A 17,353-nucleotide genomic window follows, 5' to 3' on the forward strand; every position below is an offset into this window, starting at 1 on the left:
ATACCGCCTGCGCCCTTGGAGTTGGAGCCGGGATTCACGGTGCAGTGGTTTGCGGTGCGCCTGGAGGCTTGAGCAGGCCCAAACAAGAAAAGCGTGACATTCGTTTCTCCTCCGCCTCATCTCAGCCAAATCACTGCTGAAAACTGTGTTGGACTTGGTTCGCAGCCGGGAAGCGGTAATATCACTGGCTGACCTTCTTTGTCTGGTGCATCTCTGGATCCCGTTCACCGGTTTTATTTTTGGTGGAACTGGGAGCAGAGATCAAGGTGGCATCAATGATCGTTCCTTGCTTCATGGCCATTCCCCTCTGCTTGAGGTAAGCCTTGACCGTCTCAAAAATCTTCTGGCCGAGGTCGTGCTTCTCAAGCAGATGCCGGAATGCCAGGATCGTCGTCTCATCAGGGATTCGATCGCTGATCAGATCGATCCCCGCAAAGCGGCGTATGGTCGCAACCTCGATCAGAGCATCTTCCATGGCTGGATCACTGAGGCTGTACCACTGCTGCATCAGGTGAATCCTCAGCATGGTGGCCAATGGATAAGGCGGGCAGCTACCTTTGCTGCTGGTCTTTGGGTAGWGAGGCTCGATCAGATCAAGCAAGGGTTGCCAGGGGCCAACTTGATTCATCTCGGCCAGGAACTTCTCCTTCTTGGTGCTCTTTTTGGCGGTCGTCTGCTCGTAATGAGCAAACCCGAGCTGCTTGCAGCCCATCACCTCAATCCTGGCCTTGGTTTATATCCCTATTCCCGCGCAATCAGCCTTGGTTTTCCAGGGTCTCTCTAGCCTAGCCCAAATTAACACTAAGCCCTGTAATGCTTACTATTAAATCATTGTAATCACGATCGGAGTTTCCAAATGGTAAGTCCTCGATCCCAAATACAGAGCCTCGGGTATCATCCGACATTGCAGCCATCGCAACCCATTGCCCAGGATTGGCTGCACTAAACGAAGACATCATCTGTCCACTATTGCCATTTGGTAGAAGTACAAGTCCATAAGCCTTTCCAGAAACAAGGGGTATGTCAGTATAGATTGTTTCCCCCATGTAGTTAGGCAGTCTATCTGGCGAGAGATAGAGGTTGTTCGCCTTGGATGAAGTCAGCGCTGCATTCAGGTAGCCCTGATCACCTGGTTTGAATATCTTGTTCTCAACAATCACTGCTCCCGTCACAGGATCGCACTCGTGGAACGCCAATGCATTGCTAAAGGCGCCTAACCGCTGGATCGTGACAATAACGTCCCCTGCGCCAGGGGTTACGGTATTAAGCCCCGTGCTACCCGTGCTCAAACGAGCTTTGTACCCTCCAGCAAATGATGCAGTAGCTGTATTCCCGCTGATATCGATTCGCTCCGCGAAGAGGACCTGATCAGCAATTCTGGCCACCGGCTTCCATTCGCCAGAGGCAACCAACGACTGGACAGACCCAATGGAACCCATTGAGGCGGATTCAGTCGACTTCCAACCTGTGACAAGATCATCATTAAACAATTTGTCAATGCTCAAGGACATGCTGGACGCAGCAATTGATTGGTCAAGGAGCCAAACAGGATTGCTGGTGCCAACGGACTGCAGACCGAAACTGACCTTGGCGAGCGTGGTATTGGACTCCCGATCCAGTCTTGAGAGGTTGAGATTAAGGGGCGCAGAGAAAACAAGACTGTTGGCTTGTGATCCTGACTGGAACCCGGCCTGCCATGTCTGGGATTGACCGCCGATCTCGGTCAGATTGATTGCAGAAGCAATTCGAAAACCTGTATCATCATCGTTGTAGGCAAGGTAATCAGGCAATCTGTAGCCAGAAGGATAATCTCTACGCGTAGAACTTTCAACGGCAACTATACCCTGGCTATACGAGCCTCCCCTGACACCTCGAGAGTCAGGTCGATTATTTTTTGGCACAGGGGTCTCGATAACGGCATCATTCCATTCCCAGACGTTACCGGTCATGTCATAAGCACCGTAATATGAAACGGAGTTCTTGTAGCTACCTACGGGAACATAGACATCACCATTATCTTGTTTATCATTGTAGTTGGCAGCATTGGGGCCAAGAAAAGCATCTTTGGTATCATCTGGCAAGTTGTTCGAGCGCGTTGCATATTTCCAATAATATTCTGGCGAATTCTCGGGGTCATGATATGCAGCTTTATACCACTCGTCTTCGGATGGAATCCAATATCGAGCGTTAGCTGTCCGGTAAAAGATGCCTGTGCTTGCCCCATTGAGCTCATAGGCGCCAGATTCCGTATCCGCCAAAGCATCAGCACCATTGTGCAGCCAATTAACGTAACGAGCAGCCGAAAACCAATTGACCCATCCAATTGGCAGATTCTCACGACCGTCCGCCGCTGTGTAGACCCAGCGTCCGGTATCTGATTTGCGTGTAATCAGTACGCCAGGATCCTCTATCTCTTTGGACATTTCTTCCTGATACAAATCTTGCATGAATTGTTTGGCATCCAGATCGAAAGCCTTCGCATTAAGAAAGGCTACATATTCAGAGACAGTGGTTTCATACTTGCCAATTCGAAACGTGTAGTCGACTCTGCCAAAACCAGTCCTTGAATCGGCAGTGTTGCCAGGGTTTGCAACTTGGATAAGATGTTGTTTTTGGTCTCGGTGAACGAGGTTGGGTGATCCCCAGAAGGGTAGGGGTGTCCTATAGCGATGAGAGTAACTACTGGCTGGGATTGAAGTCGAGTCGGTCTCATTCGCTTGAGCGCTCTGTTGACCAACCTCAGAGCTAGCAATACGAAAGCCGGTGTCATCATCAATCTCATCGGGTGTGTAATCACGCCTGACGTCCTTGCCGGGATTCAAAAGGCCGAGGCTCCATGAACCACCTCGCACACCGCGAGAATTGGCATTGCCTTGTGCATTCTGAATGATGCTGTCGTTCCATTCCCATAAACTACCTGCTTGGTCGTATGTGCCGTAATAGGAGCGAGTACTGGCAATGCTGCCTACATCCAAAAGTTTGGGTTCGGGTTTGTCAAAAGTAATAGCGTTATAATTGGAAAGGTTGTGTGCGGTCGTCAGATTCTGACGGTCTAGGCTGGGCTGCTCATCACTTCTAGTGGGAAATTTCCAGTAAGGAGATTCAGTGGGCCTAGAGGGATCATAGTAAGCAGCTTTGTACCATTCATCTTCAGCGGGAATCCAGTATTTTGCGCTCGGCTGCTTAGTGTAGATTCCAGAAGTCCTCCCATTCAATGCGTAAGCGCCAGTCTCCGTTCCTGGATCCAGCGATGGCGAGGTAGCAGTAGGCCGGCCATTGTGCAGCCAATTCGCGAAACGGGCCGAGGCATACCATGATGTATTGGCAATGGGTTGTTGCGATGCAGCCTCACCGGCATTATATTGATATTTACCGGGTTCAGTCAATATTCGCTGGACTTGAGTTCCTGCCTTGGATTTTTTGCCGCCCATTGATTCGTTCCAGAGTGAACGCAGGTGGTAGTAATCGCCGCCGTCGGGAACAAACTGAGCGACGGCATTCAAGAAATCGACATACTGTTGCACAGTGACTTCTGTTCTACCGATGCTATACAAATAGTTGACAGATCCAAAGCCATTGGAACTGTCGGGTGAATTGCCTGGGTCGCCAATAGCGACAAGATCTAAAAATTTACTCATTTTGTACTATGCAAACAACTTGGATCATATGTGTTTGCAAGCCAGTGAGCACTGCTTAATGGCGGAATAGCCGAGGCCCCCTCTGATGCTCGTATAGATCGTCAAGCCCTCTAAAAGGCTTTTCCTGGTGCTTCAATTGCTGGTTATGGATCCCCATAGCGCCCATCAGCTCTTTGAGAAACCCGATCAGACCAGTGTTTGCTAACCAATACCTAAGTAAATTGATTAGACAGCTGCGGTACGTATTGCTGGCCTGCCTAGCAGTKTGTGAAATACCTCCCTTGCAATGAAACGTTTAAGGCACCGCATGATCTCGGGTTTACTTCGGCCTTCTTCCATGCGGCGTGCTGCATAGGCTTTTGTTTGCTCATGCCATCGCAGCCTCACAACAACCACGCGATGGAGGGTGGCATTGGCCTGGCGGTTGCATCCTCGATTCAGTCGATGCCTATTGGTTTTACCCGAACTAGCTGGCAAGGGGCTTACACAACATAAAGCGGCCCTAGCCGCAGGCTTCTGCTTGCAGTAGGCAGTGTCAGAGAGCCATCAACGGCAATGCCATAGGTCTTGCGTAAACCAGGGCAGGCCTGCTGGGTTAGCTGATCAAGATCCTCCAGTAATTCAGCGATCTCCTTCTCTAGCTGCAGCACTCGACGAGCCAGATAACGCAGTGCTTTCTTAGCTGCCGCAAAAGGGCATTTGACCACATCATTTACCATCAACGTAATACTTTCACCAGCAACAAAGTGTGTGCATTTTGGCGTGTTGCTAGCACCAAGCGTTATCAGTTGAATACTGCCATTGCCAGGATTAACTTCAAATTCGCCGCATCAGGAATAGTAAATACATCTTCTAGGATTGTACCAGTAATAGCAGGGTCAGTGAGGGTTTTATTAGTTAGTGTTTGGGCGCCGGTCAGTGTGACATCACCGCCTCCGCCCGACAACTTGACGATGCTTGCTGTGCCGTTGTCTTTGCGGGTGTAAAGCTTGCCGTCAAATGTGTTTAGGCCGATTTCGCCTAACTGCAAATCGCCTAGAGCCGGGGCTTTACCCGATACCGAGCTGCGTTTTAGTTTGAGTGTCTGTGCCATAAGGCAGTCCCTAGCGCCTATTTAGGCGGACGTTCTGTTCTGGTTTGCCGATCAGAATGTGCCGCAATCCAACACTGAATCTGGGGATAGGTAGTCGGTGCCTGCAACTGCCGCGCTAAAAGCACCAGTCCCGTTGCCCTTTAATACGCCGGTCAAAGTGGTGGCGCCTGTGCCGCCTTGCGCTACAGCAACTGTTGTGAAGCCGGTGCCTTGAGCACCCCTGGTAAGGCAGCCAATATTTTGTTGGCTAAGGCCTTGGGATCGCAGTCGCCCGCTGCGATTTGCAGGTCGGCCTGGGCATAGAGGTGTTCGCGCTCCTGCAGCAAATTAATTAATTGCTCTTTGGGGTTTGCCTGTTGCAGCAGCGGGCGATCCCCGGGTTGGGCCTCCAGGCGCTCCARTAGCTGGGCTGGYTCCACCTGAAKCCACACCACYAAACCCTGGCGCAGGGCACCCCAATTTGTGGTTGTGGTTACCACGCCACCACCGGTTGCCACCACAAGCGAATGCCATTGGCTGATCTGCTGAAGCACCTCCCCTTCCAATTGGCGAAAGCCGYTTTCACCTTCTGTTTTGAATATTTCACTGATGGAGCAGCCGGCRGCGGCGGCAATYACCCCATCGGCATCGATAAAGCGATAGCCCAACAACTCTGCAAGGGCAGGGCCAACGCTGCTTTTACCGCAACCCATCATGCCGATTAGRTAGATRTTGATGCCTTGAAGTTGTTGTTTCAGTGGCAGGCTKGGATCCTTAGAATGCATGGGCTTTAGAGCCTTAACAGTGGCAGCACAGGTGAATGGGCATGCTGCCAYGGCTGATCTTGCCCCCCACGGGCAGGGCAGGGCTTGTGTGATCACCCGTAGGGCCTGTTTCAGCGCTAGCCATCACTATTGGCTGCCGGAACTGGATGGGGCAGAAAATAAACGCCGCTTTGGCCCCTGCAGCCAGGCGCCWGGCCACGGACACAACTAYGAACTAATTGTGTTTATGGAAGGGGTGCTAGATGCTGATGGCATGGTGCTCAACCTTTCTGAGGTGAAGCATGCCATTCGCGCAGAGGTAACGGATCCCTTGGATTTCCATTGCCTAAACAACACTTGGCCTGAATTTGCCGTGGAGCAAAGGGCAGAGGCGGCCCTGCCCACCACCGAGTGGTTGCTTCATGCCATATGGCAACGCTTGCAACCCCTGCTCCCCCTTAAGGCCCTACGCCTTTACGAACAACCAACCCTTTGGGCCGATTATCTCGGTAATGCAATGGAAGCTTTTCTCACGATCCGCACCCATTTCTCCGCTGCCCATCGCTTAGCGCGGCCGGAGTTAAGCCAGCAAGAAAATGAACAGATTTACGGAAAATGCGCCAGGCCCCACGGCCATGGCCATAACTATTTCCTTGAAGTAACCGTGCGGGGACAGATCGATGCCCGCACTGGCATGGTTTGYGATTTAGCGGCATTGCAAMAGCTGGTGCAGGATTTAGTTGTGGAACCTTTTGATCACACTTTTTTAAATAAAGATGTGCCGTTTTTTSTTGATTGTGTGCCCACAGCTGAAAATATTGCCCTGCATATATCCGATCGTTTAAATCAACCAATTGCAGCGATTGGAGCGGCGCTGCATARRATTCATTTGCAGGAAAGCCCAAATAATGCAGCTGTTATTTAYGCAGAAGCAGCGCTGGTGTGAGCCTGCGCTTAGTGCTGGCCCTAAGCCTGGATGGMCGCCTGGCGCCACCCCAGGGGGGAGCAGCCCAGTTGGGGGGCAGCGCTGATCGCAGATTGTTGGAGGAAGCGCTGGCTTGGGCTGATTGCTGCTTGATCGGCGCTGGCAGYTTGAGGGCCCACCGCAGCAGCTGTGTAATTCACCAGCCTGATTTGCTACAGCAAAGGWTGAGCCAGGCSAAACCAAGCCAGCCGCCGCTGATTGTGGTGAGCCGCAGTTGCACGCCRCTTGGCTTTGATCYCGATTGGCCTTTTTGGCAGCAACCCTTTAGCCGCTGGCTGCTGGCGCCATTTGAAACCAATCCAGMGCCGCTGCCAGATGGCTTTGAACGCTTGTTGCGCCTGGGCCCGTGGGCTGGCTTAAAGCARCAATTGGCGGCTGAGGGCCTTAAGCAAGTGCTGCTGTTGGGGGGGGCTCAGTTGGCGGCTGCCCTGTTGCAGGCGGATCAGGTGGATGAATTGCAGCTCACAATTTGCCCGCTGCTTTTGGGTGGTGATAAGCATTGGTTGCCAGCTGGRTTTGAATTGCAACCCCAGCGCTGGCAATTGCTGGAACAGCGGCCCATCGCTGGTGGAGAGCTGTTAGTGAGATATCAAATTCAGCGAAGCGGAAATTGTTGATCCCAGCTGGGGCGGGCCGCATCCATTAATTTGCTGATACAAGTGGCTGCCACCTGCATACTCACGGGGCCTGGCTTACCAGCTAAGGCCTCKGCTGCCACCTGCAGCATGCTGCCATTGCGTTCAATCTCTTGCACAACGCAAACGCTGGCGGGCCTTGCGATATCGCTGCAAAGCCCCTGCAAGCCAGATAAACCGTTTTCAGCTTTACCCAAAGCTTTTAAACATTCGCGGGTCATGTGGGCTTCCACTTGGGGACGCACAAGGCTGAGCAAACTGCCGCCGCCAAAACCAGGCAATTGCATAAACAGAATTGGGATTTGCAAAACCATTAAAAACATTTTTACTAATCCSCAATTGGGCGCAGCTTGTTTTGATCATCGCGCAATCCCGCAGGGAACGGCAATCTGATTAGCTTTTGCAGAAGCTCCTAGGCCAACTGTGACGCTGGATTCAGCATTGGAGGCCCGCTGGCACCGCCAACTGGCCGAAATACCCCAGCAGCAATGGGATCAGTTGGTGCAGCAATTTGAATTGCCCTTCTACCGCTGGCATTGGCTGGAGGCGCTGGAGCGCTCCGGCAGCATTGAATCAAAACAGGGTTGGCAGCCATGCCATCTCAGCCTGTGGCGTGCTGATGCACTGATTGCAGTAGCGCCCCTCTATCTCAAGGGCCATAGCTATGGCGAATTYGTGTTTGATCAATCYTTTGCCCAGCTGGCAGGTCAGCTGGGTTTGGCCTACTACCCAAAATTGGTGGGAATGAGCCCCGTTAGCCCCGTATTGGGTTATCGCTTCTTTTTTGCATCTGGGGAAAACCCMCAGGAATTAACAACGCTGCTGCTCGAATTAATCGATCGCTTTTGCGAACGCAATAAATTATTGAGTTGTAATTTTTTATATGTTGATCCTAATTGGCAGCCCTATGCAGAAGCTGCTGGTTGCAGCAGTTGGTTGAATCAACAAAGCCTATGGAGCAACCCAGGCTACAAAGATTTTAATGGTTATTTGGCTAGCTTTAATGCTAATCAACGGCGTAATATAAAGCGGGAAAGGAAGGCGGTGGCGGCCGCAGGTATTGTGATTACGCCATTAAGTGGTGATGCAATAACACTRCCCTTGTTGCAAAGAATGCATCGCTTTTATGAAGACCACTGCCGCCGATGGGGCATGTGGGGTAGTAAGTATTTAACCGARGATTTCTTTATATTAGCAGCGCAGCAATTAAGTGAATATCTGGTTTTATTTAGTGCCCATCCCCAAGAAGCTGATCCATATAAGCCCCTGGCGATGAGCCTATGCGTGMGGGAGGGTAATAGTTTATGGGGGCGTTATTGGGGTTCAGATCTAGARCTTGARAATTTACATTTTGAGGTTTGTTATTACGCGCCYATTGAATGGGCCATCGCTGAAGGTATTCAGCAGTTTGATCCAGGGGCCGGYGGTAGCCATAAACGCCGCCGTGGTTTTGTGGCACGGCCCCATGCCAGCTTGCACCGTTGGTATGAACCGCAATTTGCTGGGTTGATAAAACGCTGGCTGCCGCTTGCAAATGGGCAGCAGCTCCAGGAGGTGGAAGCGATTAATGCTGAATTGCCMTTTAGTGCTGGGSTAATACCGCTCCAGGGGCAGAATRGACCGATATCGAGCAGCAGCCATGGCAACATTTAGCCCAGAGGAGCGCATGCGCTTAGATGCACAGCTATCCCAGCGAACGATTCAACTAGATCCCARYGGCTATGTGTTRATCAAGCTCGATCGCGAGAAGGGAGAACTAATCGTTGAATGGTTTAGCAATGGCATCAATGAACAGGGTTTAGCMACCAACCCTGAAACCGGCGAAGTATTGGCATGYAAAGGCAGTGCCCCCAGGGAGCCAATTAAAATATTTAAGGSTCGAAGTGCTAAAGAATTAGGTRTTGSCTTAACTGAAACAAATGAGCAACCATTTATTTCCAAATTAGACCATGCCCTATACATAGGCCGTGAGCTACAGCGGGCGGAAGCCTGCTTGGAAAATGGTAAAGATTATGTGCAGGATTAAACAGTTTGCAACTCGCGATTGCTTTCACTGTTGGTTTCTGTTGCGCTAACCGCTGGCTCAAGCGGTAGGGCTGCCATTTGATCTTGGATTTCCTTAGTTACAACACCGCGATATTCTTGGAAGTGTTCATTGTGGGCAAGTACCACGAGGAATTGCTCAAGMAGTTTTGGATTGCGCATGGCGATAATCGCAAGCGATTTCCAGAAGCGGAAGCGGGTATTGCGTTTGAAACCTTGGCGCCAYACAACAATCGATAGTGCCCTTATGTCTGTGAGRCTAGGCAAGCTGGATTGATCGGATTTTTCTGCTTTATAGAAAGCGTGCCAGCGGGGTTTACCCATCTTTARRTAGTAGTGGGTAACACGATCTATGTAGGCATTTGGTTCATAGAGTTGACAAAATGCTTGTACGTATTCATTGGCAATTTCACGAATCGGCCGTGTGGGCACAAAATTCAATAGGTTGGTTTGATTCACGCCTTTAGCGTCTGCTTTTTCTTGGATTAARCGCCCTTCTTTCTCAAGCCGATGCCATAGGCCTGTGTTTGGTAGGGCTTGCAACATGCCCATCATTGCCGCTGGTATGCCAGTGAGGCTCACAAAGCGCACAATGCGATCACCGGCGCCAGCCTGTTCACCATCAAAGCCAATGATGAAACCTGCCATCACGCGAATGCCATAGGAGGTGATGCGATCAACCGCTTCCTCCAGGGAACTGCGGGTGTTTTGATGCTTGCCCGCCACCGACAAACTCGCCTCATCTGGAGTTTCAATGCCAAGGAAAACCGATTCAAAGCGGCACTCGGCCATCAATTGCAGCAGCTCCTCATCAGCTGCGAGATCCACCGATGCTTCTGTTGCAAAACTGAAGGGATAACCCCTTTCACTGAGCCATTCGCGCATGGCGGGCAGCAGCAACTTGGCATTGCGCTTATTACCGATGAAATTATCGTCTACTAAAAAGATCGAACGGCGCCAGCCCAAGTCGTATAGCGCTTGCAGTTCAGCTATTAATTGCTCAGGATTTTTGGTGCGTGGTTTGCGGCCATAAAGCACGATGATGTCGCAAAATTCGCATTGAAATGGCCAGCCCCGAGAGAACTGCACACTCATGGAATCGTAGGCATCAAGCTCAAGTAGATCAAAGCGTGGAACCGGGGTGGAAGTTACATCTGGTTTTTCGCCATTTGAACTAAACCTGCCGTTGGTGTCACCCCGTTCAATTGCTTCGATAAACATCGGCAGGGTGATCTCCCCCTCATCAAGCACCTTGAAATCAGCCAGATTTAGTTCAGGGGCGTCAGGGGTGGAGCTGGCAAAAGGGCCCCCAACCGCTACGGGTAGGCCCCGCTCCTTTGCCTTGGCAATTTGAACCGCCATATCCGATTTCTGCACGATCATTCCGGAGATCACCACCAGCTCCGCCCAGTTCCACTCCTCTTCCGTTACCTCCCTCACATTGCGATCCACCAGCTTCATCTGCCATTGCTGCGGCAGTAGGGCAGCAACCGTTACTAAACCCAAAGGTGGTAAGAGCACCTTGCGGTTAACCAACTCCAGGATCTTTTCGTAGCTCCAGAAGGTTTTGGGGAACTCTGGATATACAAACAGGGTGCGCATGGCAGCAACTAGCGCCTTAGTGGTGAAACCTTAGTCGGTTTGATCGCTATGCAGCCCCGCTTCTGCTGTAATAGTTGCTTAATTGAGCTGCCGCCATGGGTATCGCCTTCTATTTTGGCTTTCTAGCTGCTGGTTTAACCGCTGCGGTGGTGCTCACCAAGCTGCTGAAGGGAATCAAGCTGATCTGAGCGCAGTGCTAATCGGCCAGCACTAGTTTTTGCTTGCCGTGGCGCCACAGTTCAGCCATCGCAAGCCCCAGGCCAATGGTTCCAAGCAGGGCGCAGCACCAGCTGAGGCCCCATTCCATTGTTATGCCAGCTGCCAGCAGGCCACTGAGGCCGCCGCCGCCAAGAAATGCGATCTGGGCAAGCCCCGCCATGCGCCCCCGCAATTGGGGTGGWGCCCCCACTTGGCAGATCAAATTTGCACCCGATAGCAGCACTGCCGTGCCGGCGCCAATGGCGAAGGCCATCGCCAAACTCCACAAGGGTTGGCCGCCAATGGCAAGGCCGAGTTGTCCTARGGCTGTTACCAAGCCGCAACTACCCAAAAGCAGCCCTGGCCTTTGGCTTAACCAGAGGCTATGGCGTTGCAGCACTAGGCCGCCGCTGATGCTGCCAGCAGCCAGGATGCTGGTGAACAAGCCCAAATCCTGGGGGCTAGCACCCACCAATTTGAAGGCCATGTAGGGGGCTAACCCGGGGTGAAAAAATCCAACTAAACAAAACAATGCGGTGAAACCAAGCGCTTGCCTAAGCGGTATGCCACAGCCGCGCCAGGCGGCGCCAAGGCTGGTGCCCATGGCGTGGCCACTGCGTTTTTCCTGATCGCGGCGGGGGTGCAATAGCCACACCACCGTTGCTATGGGTAAWAGGTAGGAGCTGGCATCAAGCAATAAAGCAAGGGAAGGGCCGGTGAAGGCCACCAGCCAGCCGCCAATCGGTGGCCCCACCAACTTGCCCACGTTGAACACCACAGAAAAACTTGTGAGGTATGCGCCAAGCTCCTGGGGGCTATCCACCAGTAGGGAGCAATATTTATTGCGGGCGGTGAGCTCATAGGCACTTGCTATGCCCACCACCAGGGTGCTCAGCAGTAGCAGCAAGGCTTGATTCAGGCCGCTGCTGATRGGGATGGCTATGGCGCCGAGGCTGCCGCCGGCCAACAGGCCCCATTGGGCCCACACCAGCACCTTTTCGCAGCCATGGCGATCGGTTACCACCCCTGCAGGGCCACTCACCAGCAAAGTTGGCAGTGATAGCAGGGCAAAATGCAGGGCMAGCACCAGGGGATTGCTGGTGCCATTCATCAACACCCAACCCTTTGCGGTGAGKCCGGCAAAGGAACCGGCGGTGCTAAGGCCTGATGCCCAAAGAAAAATTTGGCGTTGCTTACGTAGCGGCGGGTTTGATCTACCCATCAGGAACGCCTTGCGGCGTTCTTTTCGTTTTCCAGCATCGCTTCAATACCCACCACTTCACCCTCAAGGTCGTAAACGCTAGCGGCGGTAATGCGCACGGGCACCATGGTGCCCGGGGCGGCGCTAACGCCATTGCTGCCGGGGTKAATGCGCACTTCGCCATCCACATCAGGGGCAAACCTTAAGCAGCGGCCAATTAATTCACCGCTKGCTGGATTTTCCTGYTCGATCAACACATCAACGATGCGCCCCACCCAGGCGCTGTTGCATTCAGCGCTGATCTGCTGCTGGATTTCCATCAAACGGCCGCGACGCTCCTCGGCAATGGCAGCTGGCACTTGATCAGGGAGGCTGGCGGCGGCGGTGCCAKCCTCCGGCGAGAAACAAAACACACCCACATGATCGAAGCGTTGCTCTTCCACAAACTGCAGTAGGTGGTTGAAATGGTCTTCTGTTTCACCTGGAAAACCCACAATGAAGGTGGTGCGCATCACGGCATCTGGCAATTGGCTGCGGATGCGTTTAATCAATTCAGCATTAACGCCCGCCTGCCAGGGGCGGTTCATTGCTTTTAGTAGTTCTGGATGGCTGTGCTGCAGGGGCAGATCAAGGTAAGGCAACACATTTGCCACCTCGCGATAGGCGGCTAACACCTCAGGGGTAAGGCCGGTGGGGTAGGCGTAATGCACGCGGATCCAGGGGATTTCCACCTTGCCAAGGGCCCGCAGCAGTTCTGCTAGTTGCGGTTTGCCATAGAGATCAAGGCCATAGTTTGTGGTGATCTGGCTGATCAAGATCAGTTCTTTTACGCCTTGGGCCGCCAGTTGCTCAGCCTCGGCAACGATCGATTCAATCGTTCGTGAACGTTGATCACCGCGAAGTTTGGGAATGATGCAAAAGGCGCAGCGATAGTCGCAACCTTCAGCCACTTTGAGGTATGCAACTGCCTCRGAACTGGTGCGGTAGCGGGGTAGATGTTCATCGGCCACAAAGGTGGGCACRGCACTTACACGATTTACCCTTTCGCCTGCCTCCACCCGCTCGAGCACCTCAACGATGTGTTGGTAGTCGCCGGTGCCAACAATGGCGCGAGCTTCCGGCAACGACTCCAACAATTCCGCTTGGAAATGCTGGGCAAGGCAACCTGCAATMACGATTTGTTTGCCCTGTTCCGCCAGTTCCACCAAGGTGCGCACTGATTCCGTGCGGGCATCTTGGATAAATGAACAGGTGTTAACCACCACCACATTGGCTTCTGCTTCATCAGCGCTAACGCCATAGCCAGCCGCAGCAAGCAAACCAAGCATGTGCTCGGTATCAACGCGGTTCTTCTCGCAACCAAGGTGCGAGAAGGCAACTGTTGCTTTTTTGGTGATCAACCCTTCAGCGGCCATGGCAGCATCGGCCAACGTTTAAACCTAACCTTTGGCCGTTGCAAYACCCTGGCAACAATTATTCGAAACGCCAACAGCCCTAATTGGGGTATTGCATCTGCCGCCCCTGCCGGGTAGCCCCCGTTGGGGTGGAGATATGGAAGCTGTAAAACGCTGGGCATTGGCTGATGCTGCTGCCTACATGGGTGGAGGTGCCGCAGGCTTGGTGCTGGAAAATTTTGGTGATGGCCCATTTTTTGCAGGGGCGGTGCCAGCGGAAACCGTGGCGGCCATGGCAGTTATTGCCGCAGCGGTGGTGCCTGCCGCCCGTGGYTTGCCGGTGGGTATAAATGTGCTTCGCAATGATGGGGCAGCTGCCCTTGCAATCGCTGCGGCAAGTGGTGCCAGTTTCGTGCGCGTAAATGTGCTCAGCGGCGCAATGGTTACCGATCAAGGTTTGATTCAAGGCAGGGCCGCAGAATTAATGCGGCTTAAAAGATTACTAAATATCAATGATGTGGGGATATTTGCCGATGTGTTGGTTAAACATGCCTACCCATTAGCAGCACAGCCAATGGCAGAGGCCGTGGAAGATACGCTGCAAAGGGCTGGCGCTGATGCGGTAATAATCAGTGGAGTGGCAACTGGTTCCGCCCCCTCAATGGCTGATCTTGAAGCTGCCCGCGCTGCAGCACATGGTGCGCCAGTTTTGATTGGTAGCGGATGCAATAACCAGAATGCTGCTGATATGGCACCTTTGGTTGATGGGGTAATTGTTGCTAGTTCGCTKAAGTGTGATGGCCAACTTTTTAACCCAGTAGACCTCCAGCGGGTGCGRMAATTAAGGCAACTGCTTAATTAAAAACGCAGTTGCAGGCCGCCGCCCACATTCCAGAGGGGGCTGCTGCTGTAGAGCTCTGCGCCGCCTCTTGCATAGATAACGGTGTTGTTCGCAAAGGTGTAATTCAACTGGCCTTGGAGGCCAAGCCCACTGGTTGCCATCGATACTGGGCTATTGGGCACATTGCCAAGGAAACCCCGCTGCAACCAAGCCAACCTCAAAGCKGGGGTAAATAGATTTTTACCATCGCGCATGGGTGCTTTCCAAGTAACACCAAGATCTAGGCCGCCGATACTGCTATTAACTCCAGCTAAATTTAGGTTTGTRCTGCTTAATAGAAGGCTTGGTTCAAGCAGTTGGCTTTCAGAAAGTTTCCAGCGCAAGCCGCCTTGAATGGCSGCATTAAATGCAYTTCCGCTGCTGCTGGTGTGRTAACTACGAATGCCTATTAAATTGCTATTAAATATTTGAATTGGGCTGGTTCCAGTAACAGMGTCAATACCCAARGCCCCATCTAAAAACCAATCTGGCGTTTGGTATTGGGCGAAAATTCCACCACCGGTTTCCTGCAAATTAACGGAGCTGGAATTAAACCATCGGATGCCACCTGCCTGGATGTTTTGTTCGGCAATCCTGCCAAAAATACCAGCTCTAAAACGAGGTGTTATGGCGTAATCAAGTTTTAACCCAGCYGAATAGCCACCTGTTAATTTGCTTGATCCATAACCATTTGCCRCAGGCAGCAGSGTGCCGCCGCTKGTGCCGCCCCARGCCCGCAAACGCCAACCATCGCGCTCGCTGTAGTAGGCACCAGGATTATTAGCAAAGCGATAGGCCGGATCTGTGTTTATTTCAGGACCAGGCGCCACCAAATTGGCAGTGGCCGCCGGTATTTTTTGGGGCAGGGGCTCAAGCAGTTGTTGGCTGAAGATTTGCCARTTGCTGTGGGYGGCGATGGGGGCAAGATTGGTRAAAWYGCGGTTTATTTCCACCAGGGGTAATGYCGCTGCAGGGCTGCTGCTTGGCGGAGCAGGYAAAATCGGATCGGGGGTGCACACCTCACCGCCAAAGGGATCTGGGCAGGCGGCCCAGCTGGGCAGGGCGGAAAAACCGGTTAAAGCAAAGGAAATAAGCGTGAACCCACCACTAAGTAGTCGACTGAAAATTCTGTGTTGACCCATGAGTTGATCTTAGCTTATCTGGATATTAGCGAGTAATCCCTAATAGTCACCCCCCCCGTTAAAAKATAGTATTAATGGTATCTTTATAGTTGWCTTTATTWTTTGCTAATCCCCGTGGTGTAGRTTGGCTTTAGTTATTTTCAGWCAGTTTGGCGCCTTTACCATCTGTAAGCCTTCTAACTACGCCCCTTAATATTCTTTATGGCGAAACAGGCACCCTTGTTCTTAGTTTAAAAGAGCAGGCKGCAACYGGKTTTTCCCCTTGGCTTGAGCTCCTGGTGCCAGCACCTAGCCAGCACCTGGCYTTTGGAGCTGCCAGTTGGGCTGGTGGCAGCCTTAATGCAAATGTGYTCASTTTTGCTGGGCCTGAGCCCAGTGGTCCATACACCCTTAAGCACCCTTACACCGGTGAGTTGCTCAGGGGCAATAAGGGTGATCGCCTTTTAATTTGGAARCCTCCCGTTGGTAGTTATGCGGCAGATGCGCCGGCCCTTGAACTGCGGGTTCCYGTTGCGGTATCTGCCACAAGCCCCACATTGGGCAATGTTGCAATACAGGCAGGGGGCGGCTACGCCCTTGGCTCTGATSCYCTYGATAACAGCAATGTAGACATTCCAGTAAAAGCTGTTTCACAGCCAGGTTTAATAATTCCCCARGTTATTCAGCTGGATAAGGATCCACTAACCCCTGAATTTGAAACAGCTAGTGGCCCTAACTTTGCCCGTAAATGGCAAYTAAATATTGATGTGGCAGCAGGCCAAACYCTTAAGGATCTGAAAATCAATGATAACTTACCSCTMGGKCCAATYTATTTAGGTACCAATGCATTAGCTCAAAATTTAATTTCAGCTTCTGCMCTAATAGAAAAGCAGCCAAAACTTAATGCGGCTGTTACAGCRGCWAATAATGAGTTGATTATTAATTATGGAACGGTTACTGGCTCCACTGGTGATGTTGATCTGCAGGCATTGGYATCATTTTATATTCCCCAGGTTTTAAACCAGGCAACAGCRACGCCAATCACTTTTACAAATACAGCYAAACTKGCYGGGAAATGGACTAACCCGCCGCTTGGAAGCAGCGCTGATTTAGAAGTAGTTGATCAAGATGCCCAGCCTGAAACGATCACAGCAAAAGCATTAGCTATTCAAAAAACAGATGATAAACCTGAAACYTTWAGCCCTGATGGGCAAGAGCTGGCAGGGCAGGTTTTACCAGGGGAAACGATTGAATTTAAATTGGATTTTCAGATCTCAGATTATTTTGCCTTTGGTGATTTAAGTATTGAGGATATTTTRGGTGATGGGCTTAGCTACCTYGCTGGCACGGCTAAAATACAATTGCAAGAGCAGGGTGAAAGCCTCACAAATGGTGCATTTATACCCTATCTAGATCGCTATTTGGTTTCAACTAAAGACTATGAATTGGGCAAGGATAAGCTTGTTTTTAAGCTTTCAGAATGGCTAACTGGTGCCGCTCTTTCTAGGGCTGATAATGGCATATTGCAGGGTGGCTTGGTTGCAGCTAAGGCTGGTGCAACCCAGGGTTCGATTTTATTCAAGGCAAAGGTAGACGATCAATTTGTTGCGCCAAAAGCAGCAGGGTTAACAATTAAGGCTGCCGATACCCTGCGCAACGACGTAACTTTAAATGGCACCATCCAAAACTATATTGCCAGTTCTGCTAGCTTTGCACCCACAAATACAATCATTAAAGATGTAAGTGCGGAAAATTTAAGAATTTATCAGCCCACTCTTGAGAAAACAATTGTTGCCCGCAATGGCCAAGCATTTGTTGCT

Annotated in this window: 17 protein-coding genes and 1 pseudogene; 7 read left to right on the top strand and 11 right to left on the bottom strand. The window is 51.6% G+C overall.

The genetic code is table 11. The features are described from left to right. Positions 1 to 184 precede the first annotated feature (184 nt). The 6 genes and pseudogenes from C7K08_RS09175 to C7K08_RS09195 all read right to left on the bottom strand — a co-directional run. Positions 185 to 712: pseudogene (locus tag C7K08_RS09175) on the bottom strand (IS5 family transposase); the annotation flags it as partial. 73 nt (positions 713 to 785) lie between these two features. Continuing rightward, positions 786 to 3,638: an SUMF1/EgtB/PvdO family nonheme iron enzyme gene (locus tag C7K08_RS09180; protein ID WP_106500336.1), complete on the bottom strand. Its 2,853-nt coding sequence runs from the start codon at positions 3,636 to 3,638 to the stop codon at positions 786 to 788. A 225-nt stretch (positions 3,639 to 3,863) separates the two neighbouring features. After that, positions 3,864 to 4,115, bottom strand: a complete 252-nt coding sequence (locus C7K08_RS09185; RefSeq protein WP_117434637.1) for a transposase — start codon at positions 4,113 to 4,115, stop codon at positions 3,864 to 3,866. Positions 4,116 to 4,120: 5 nt separating this feature from the next. Then, positions 4,121 to 4,345, bottom strand: a complete 225-nt coding sequence (locus tag C7K08_RS15095; protein ID WP_133165204.1) for a hypothetical protein — start codon at positions 4,343 to 4,345, stop codon at positions 4,121 to 4,123. Between the two features lie 77 nt (positions 4,346 to 4,422). Continuing rightward, positions 4,423 to 4,731: a hypothetical protein gene (locus tag C7K08_RS09190; protein WP_106500337.1), complete on the bottom strand. Its 309-nt coding sequence runs from the start codon at positions 4,729 to 4,731 to the stop codon at positions 4,423 to 4,425. 182 nt (positions 4,732 to 4,913) lie between these two features. Then, on the bottom strand, positions 4,914 to 5,495 hold the full coding sequence (locus tag C7K08_RS09195; RefSeq protein ID WP_106500338.1) for a shikimate kinase: 582 nt from the start codon (positions 5,493 to 5,495) through the stop codon (positions 4,914 to 4,916). On the opposite strand from C7K08_RS09195, the gene C7K08_RS09200 reads away from it, so the two are divergent. Together C7K08_RS09200 and C7K08_RS09205 are read left to right on the top strand one after the other, a co-directional pair. After that, positions 5,494 to 6,420 (top strand): 6-carboxytetrahydropterin synthase, encoded by a 927-nt coding sequence (locus tag C7K08_RS09200; RefSeq protein WP_106500339.1) that lies wholly within the window; start codon positions 5,494 to 5,496, stop codon positions 6,418 to 6,420. The two genes, C7K08_RS09195 and C7K08_RS09200, sit on opposite strands and share 2 nt — an antisense overlap. After that, on the top strand, positions 6,417 to 7,076 hold the full coding sequence (locus C7K08_RS09205; protein WP_106500340.1) for a RibD family protein: 660 nt from the start codon (positions 6,417 to 6,419) through the stop codon (positions 7,074 to 7,076). Before C7K08_RS09200 ends, C7K08_RS09205 begins: the two co-directional genes overlap by 4 nt. On the opposite strand, the gene C7K08_RS09210 is transcribed toward C7K08_RS09205, so the two are convergent. Further along, positions 7,055 to 7,408, bottom strand: coding sequence for a hypothetical protein (locus C7K08_RS09210; RefSeq protein ID WP_153062421.1), 354 nt, complete (start codon positions 7,406 to 7,408; stop codon positions 7,055 to 7,057). The two genes, C7K08_RS09205 and C7K08_RS09210, sit on opposite strands and share 22 nt — an antisense overlap. Before the next feature lie 109 nt (positions 7,409 to 7,517). Between C7K08_RS09210 and C7K08_RS09215 the strand changes: the two genes are divergently transcribed. Both C7K08_RS09215 and C7K08_RS09220 read left to right on the top strand, forming a co-directional pair. Then, the gene (locus C7K08_RS09215) at positions 7,518 to 8,747 is read left to right on the top strand and encodes a GNAT family N-acetyltransferase (RefSeq protein ID WP_241537180.1); all 1,230 of its coding nucleotides are present in this window, start codon (positions 7,518 to 7,520) and stop codon (positions 8,745 to 8,747) included. Beyond that, a complete protein-coding gene (locus C7K08_RS09220) occupies positions 8,734 to 9,120 on the top strand; it encodes a DUF4346 domain-containing protein (protein ID WP_106500342.1) in 387 nt (128 codons plus the stop codon). The genes C7K08_RS09215 and C7K08_RS09220 overlap by 14 nt, the downstream gene beginning before the upstream one ends. Here C7K08_RS09220 and C7K08_RS09225 read toward each other — a convergent pair. Continuing rightward, entirely contained in the window at positions 9,117 to 10,739 is a 1,623-nt protein-coding gene (locus C7K08_RS09225) for a B12-binding domain-containing radical SAM protein (RefSeq protein WP_106500343.1), read from the bottom strand. The genes C7K08_RS09220 and C7K08_RS09225 overlap by 4 nt on opposite strands. A gap of 95 nt (positions 10,740 to 10,834) precedes the next feature. Here C7K08_RS09225 and petL point away from each other — a divergent pair, with 95 nt between their 5' ends. Beyond that, on the top strand, positions 10,835 to 10,927 hold the full coding sequence (petL, locus tag C7K08_RS09230; protein WP_106500344.1) for a cytochrome b6-f complex subunit PetL: 93 nt from the start codon (positions 10,835 to 10,837) through the stop codon (positions 10,925 to 10,927). A gap of 8 nt (positions 10,928 to 10,935) precedes the next feature. Here the strand turns inward: petL and C7K08_RS09235 are convergent, their stop codons facing one another. After that, positions 10,936 to 12,159, bottom strand: a complete 1,224-nt coding sequence (locus C7K08_RS09235; RefSeq protein ID WP_106500345.1) for an MFS transporter — start codon at positions 12,157 to 12,159, stop codon at positions 10,936 to 10,938. After that, entirely contained in the window at positions 12,159 to 13,553 is a 1,395-nt protein-coding gene (gene rimO / locus C7K08_RS09240) for a 30S ribosomal protein S12 methylthiotransferase RimO (protein WP_106500349.1), read from the bottom strand. The genes C7K08_RS09235 and rimO overlap by 1 nt, the downstream gene beginning before the upstream one ends. 31 nt (positions 13,554 to 13,584) lie before the next feature. Between rimO and C7K08_RS09245 the strand changes: the two genes are divergently transcribed. Continuing rightward, complete coding sequence (locus C7K08_RS09245) at positions 13,585 to 14,394, top strand: BtpA/SgcQ family protein (RefSeq protein ID WP_106500346.1); 810 nt, start codon at positions 13,585 to 13,587, stop codon at positions 14,392 to 14,394. Here C7K08_RS09245 and C7K08_RS09250 read toward each other — a convergent pair. Then, positions 14,391 to 15,554, bottom strand: a complete 1,164-nt coding sequence (locus C7K08_RS09250) for an autotransporter domain-containing protein (protein WP_106500347.1) — start codon at positions 15,552 to 15,554, stop codon at positions 14,391 to 14,393. The genes C7K08_RS09245 and C7K08_RS09250 overlap by 4 nt on opposite strands. Positions 15,555 to 16,792: 1,238 nt before the next feature. Here C7K08_RS09250 and C7K08_RS15200 point away from each other — a divergent pair. Continuing rightward, positions 16,793 to 17,353: hypothetical protein (locus C7K08_RS15200; protein ID WP_206603832.1), on the top strand; the 561-nt coding region annotated here is incomplete at its 3' end.

Origin of the sequence: Synechococcus lacustris str. Tous, assembly GCF_003011125.1 — a bacterium.
GTDB classification, from domain to species: domain Bacteria; phylum Cyanobacteriota; class Cyanobacteriia; order PCC-6307; family Cyanobiaceae; genus Synechococcus_D; species Synechococcus_D lacustris.

Bases quoted from the DNA above. Each gene is read 5' to 3' on its own strand.
- C7K08_RS09190 (WP_106500337.1), bottom strand. From the start codon at position 4,731: ATGGCACAGACACTCAAACTAAAACGCAGCTCGGTATCGGGTAAAGCC.
- C7K08_RS09180 (WP_106500336.1), bottom strand. From the start codon at position 3,638: ATGAGTAAATTTTTAGATCTTGTCGCTATTGGCGACCCAGGCAATTCA.
- petL (WP_106500344.1), top strand. From the start codon at position 10,835: ATGGGTATCGCCTTCTATTTTGGCTTTCTAGCTGCTGGTTTAACCGCT.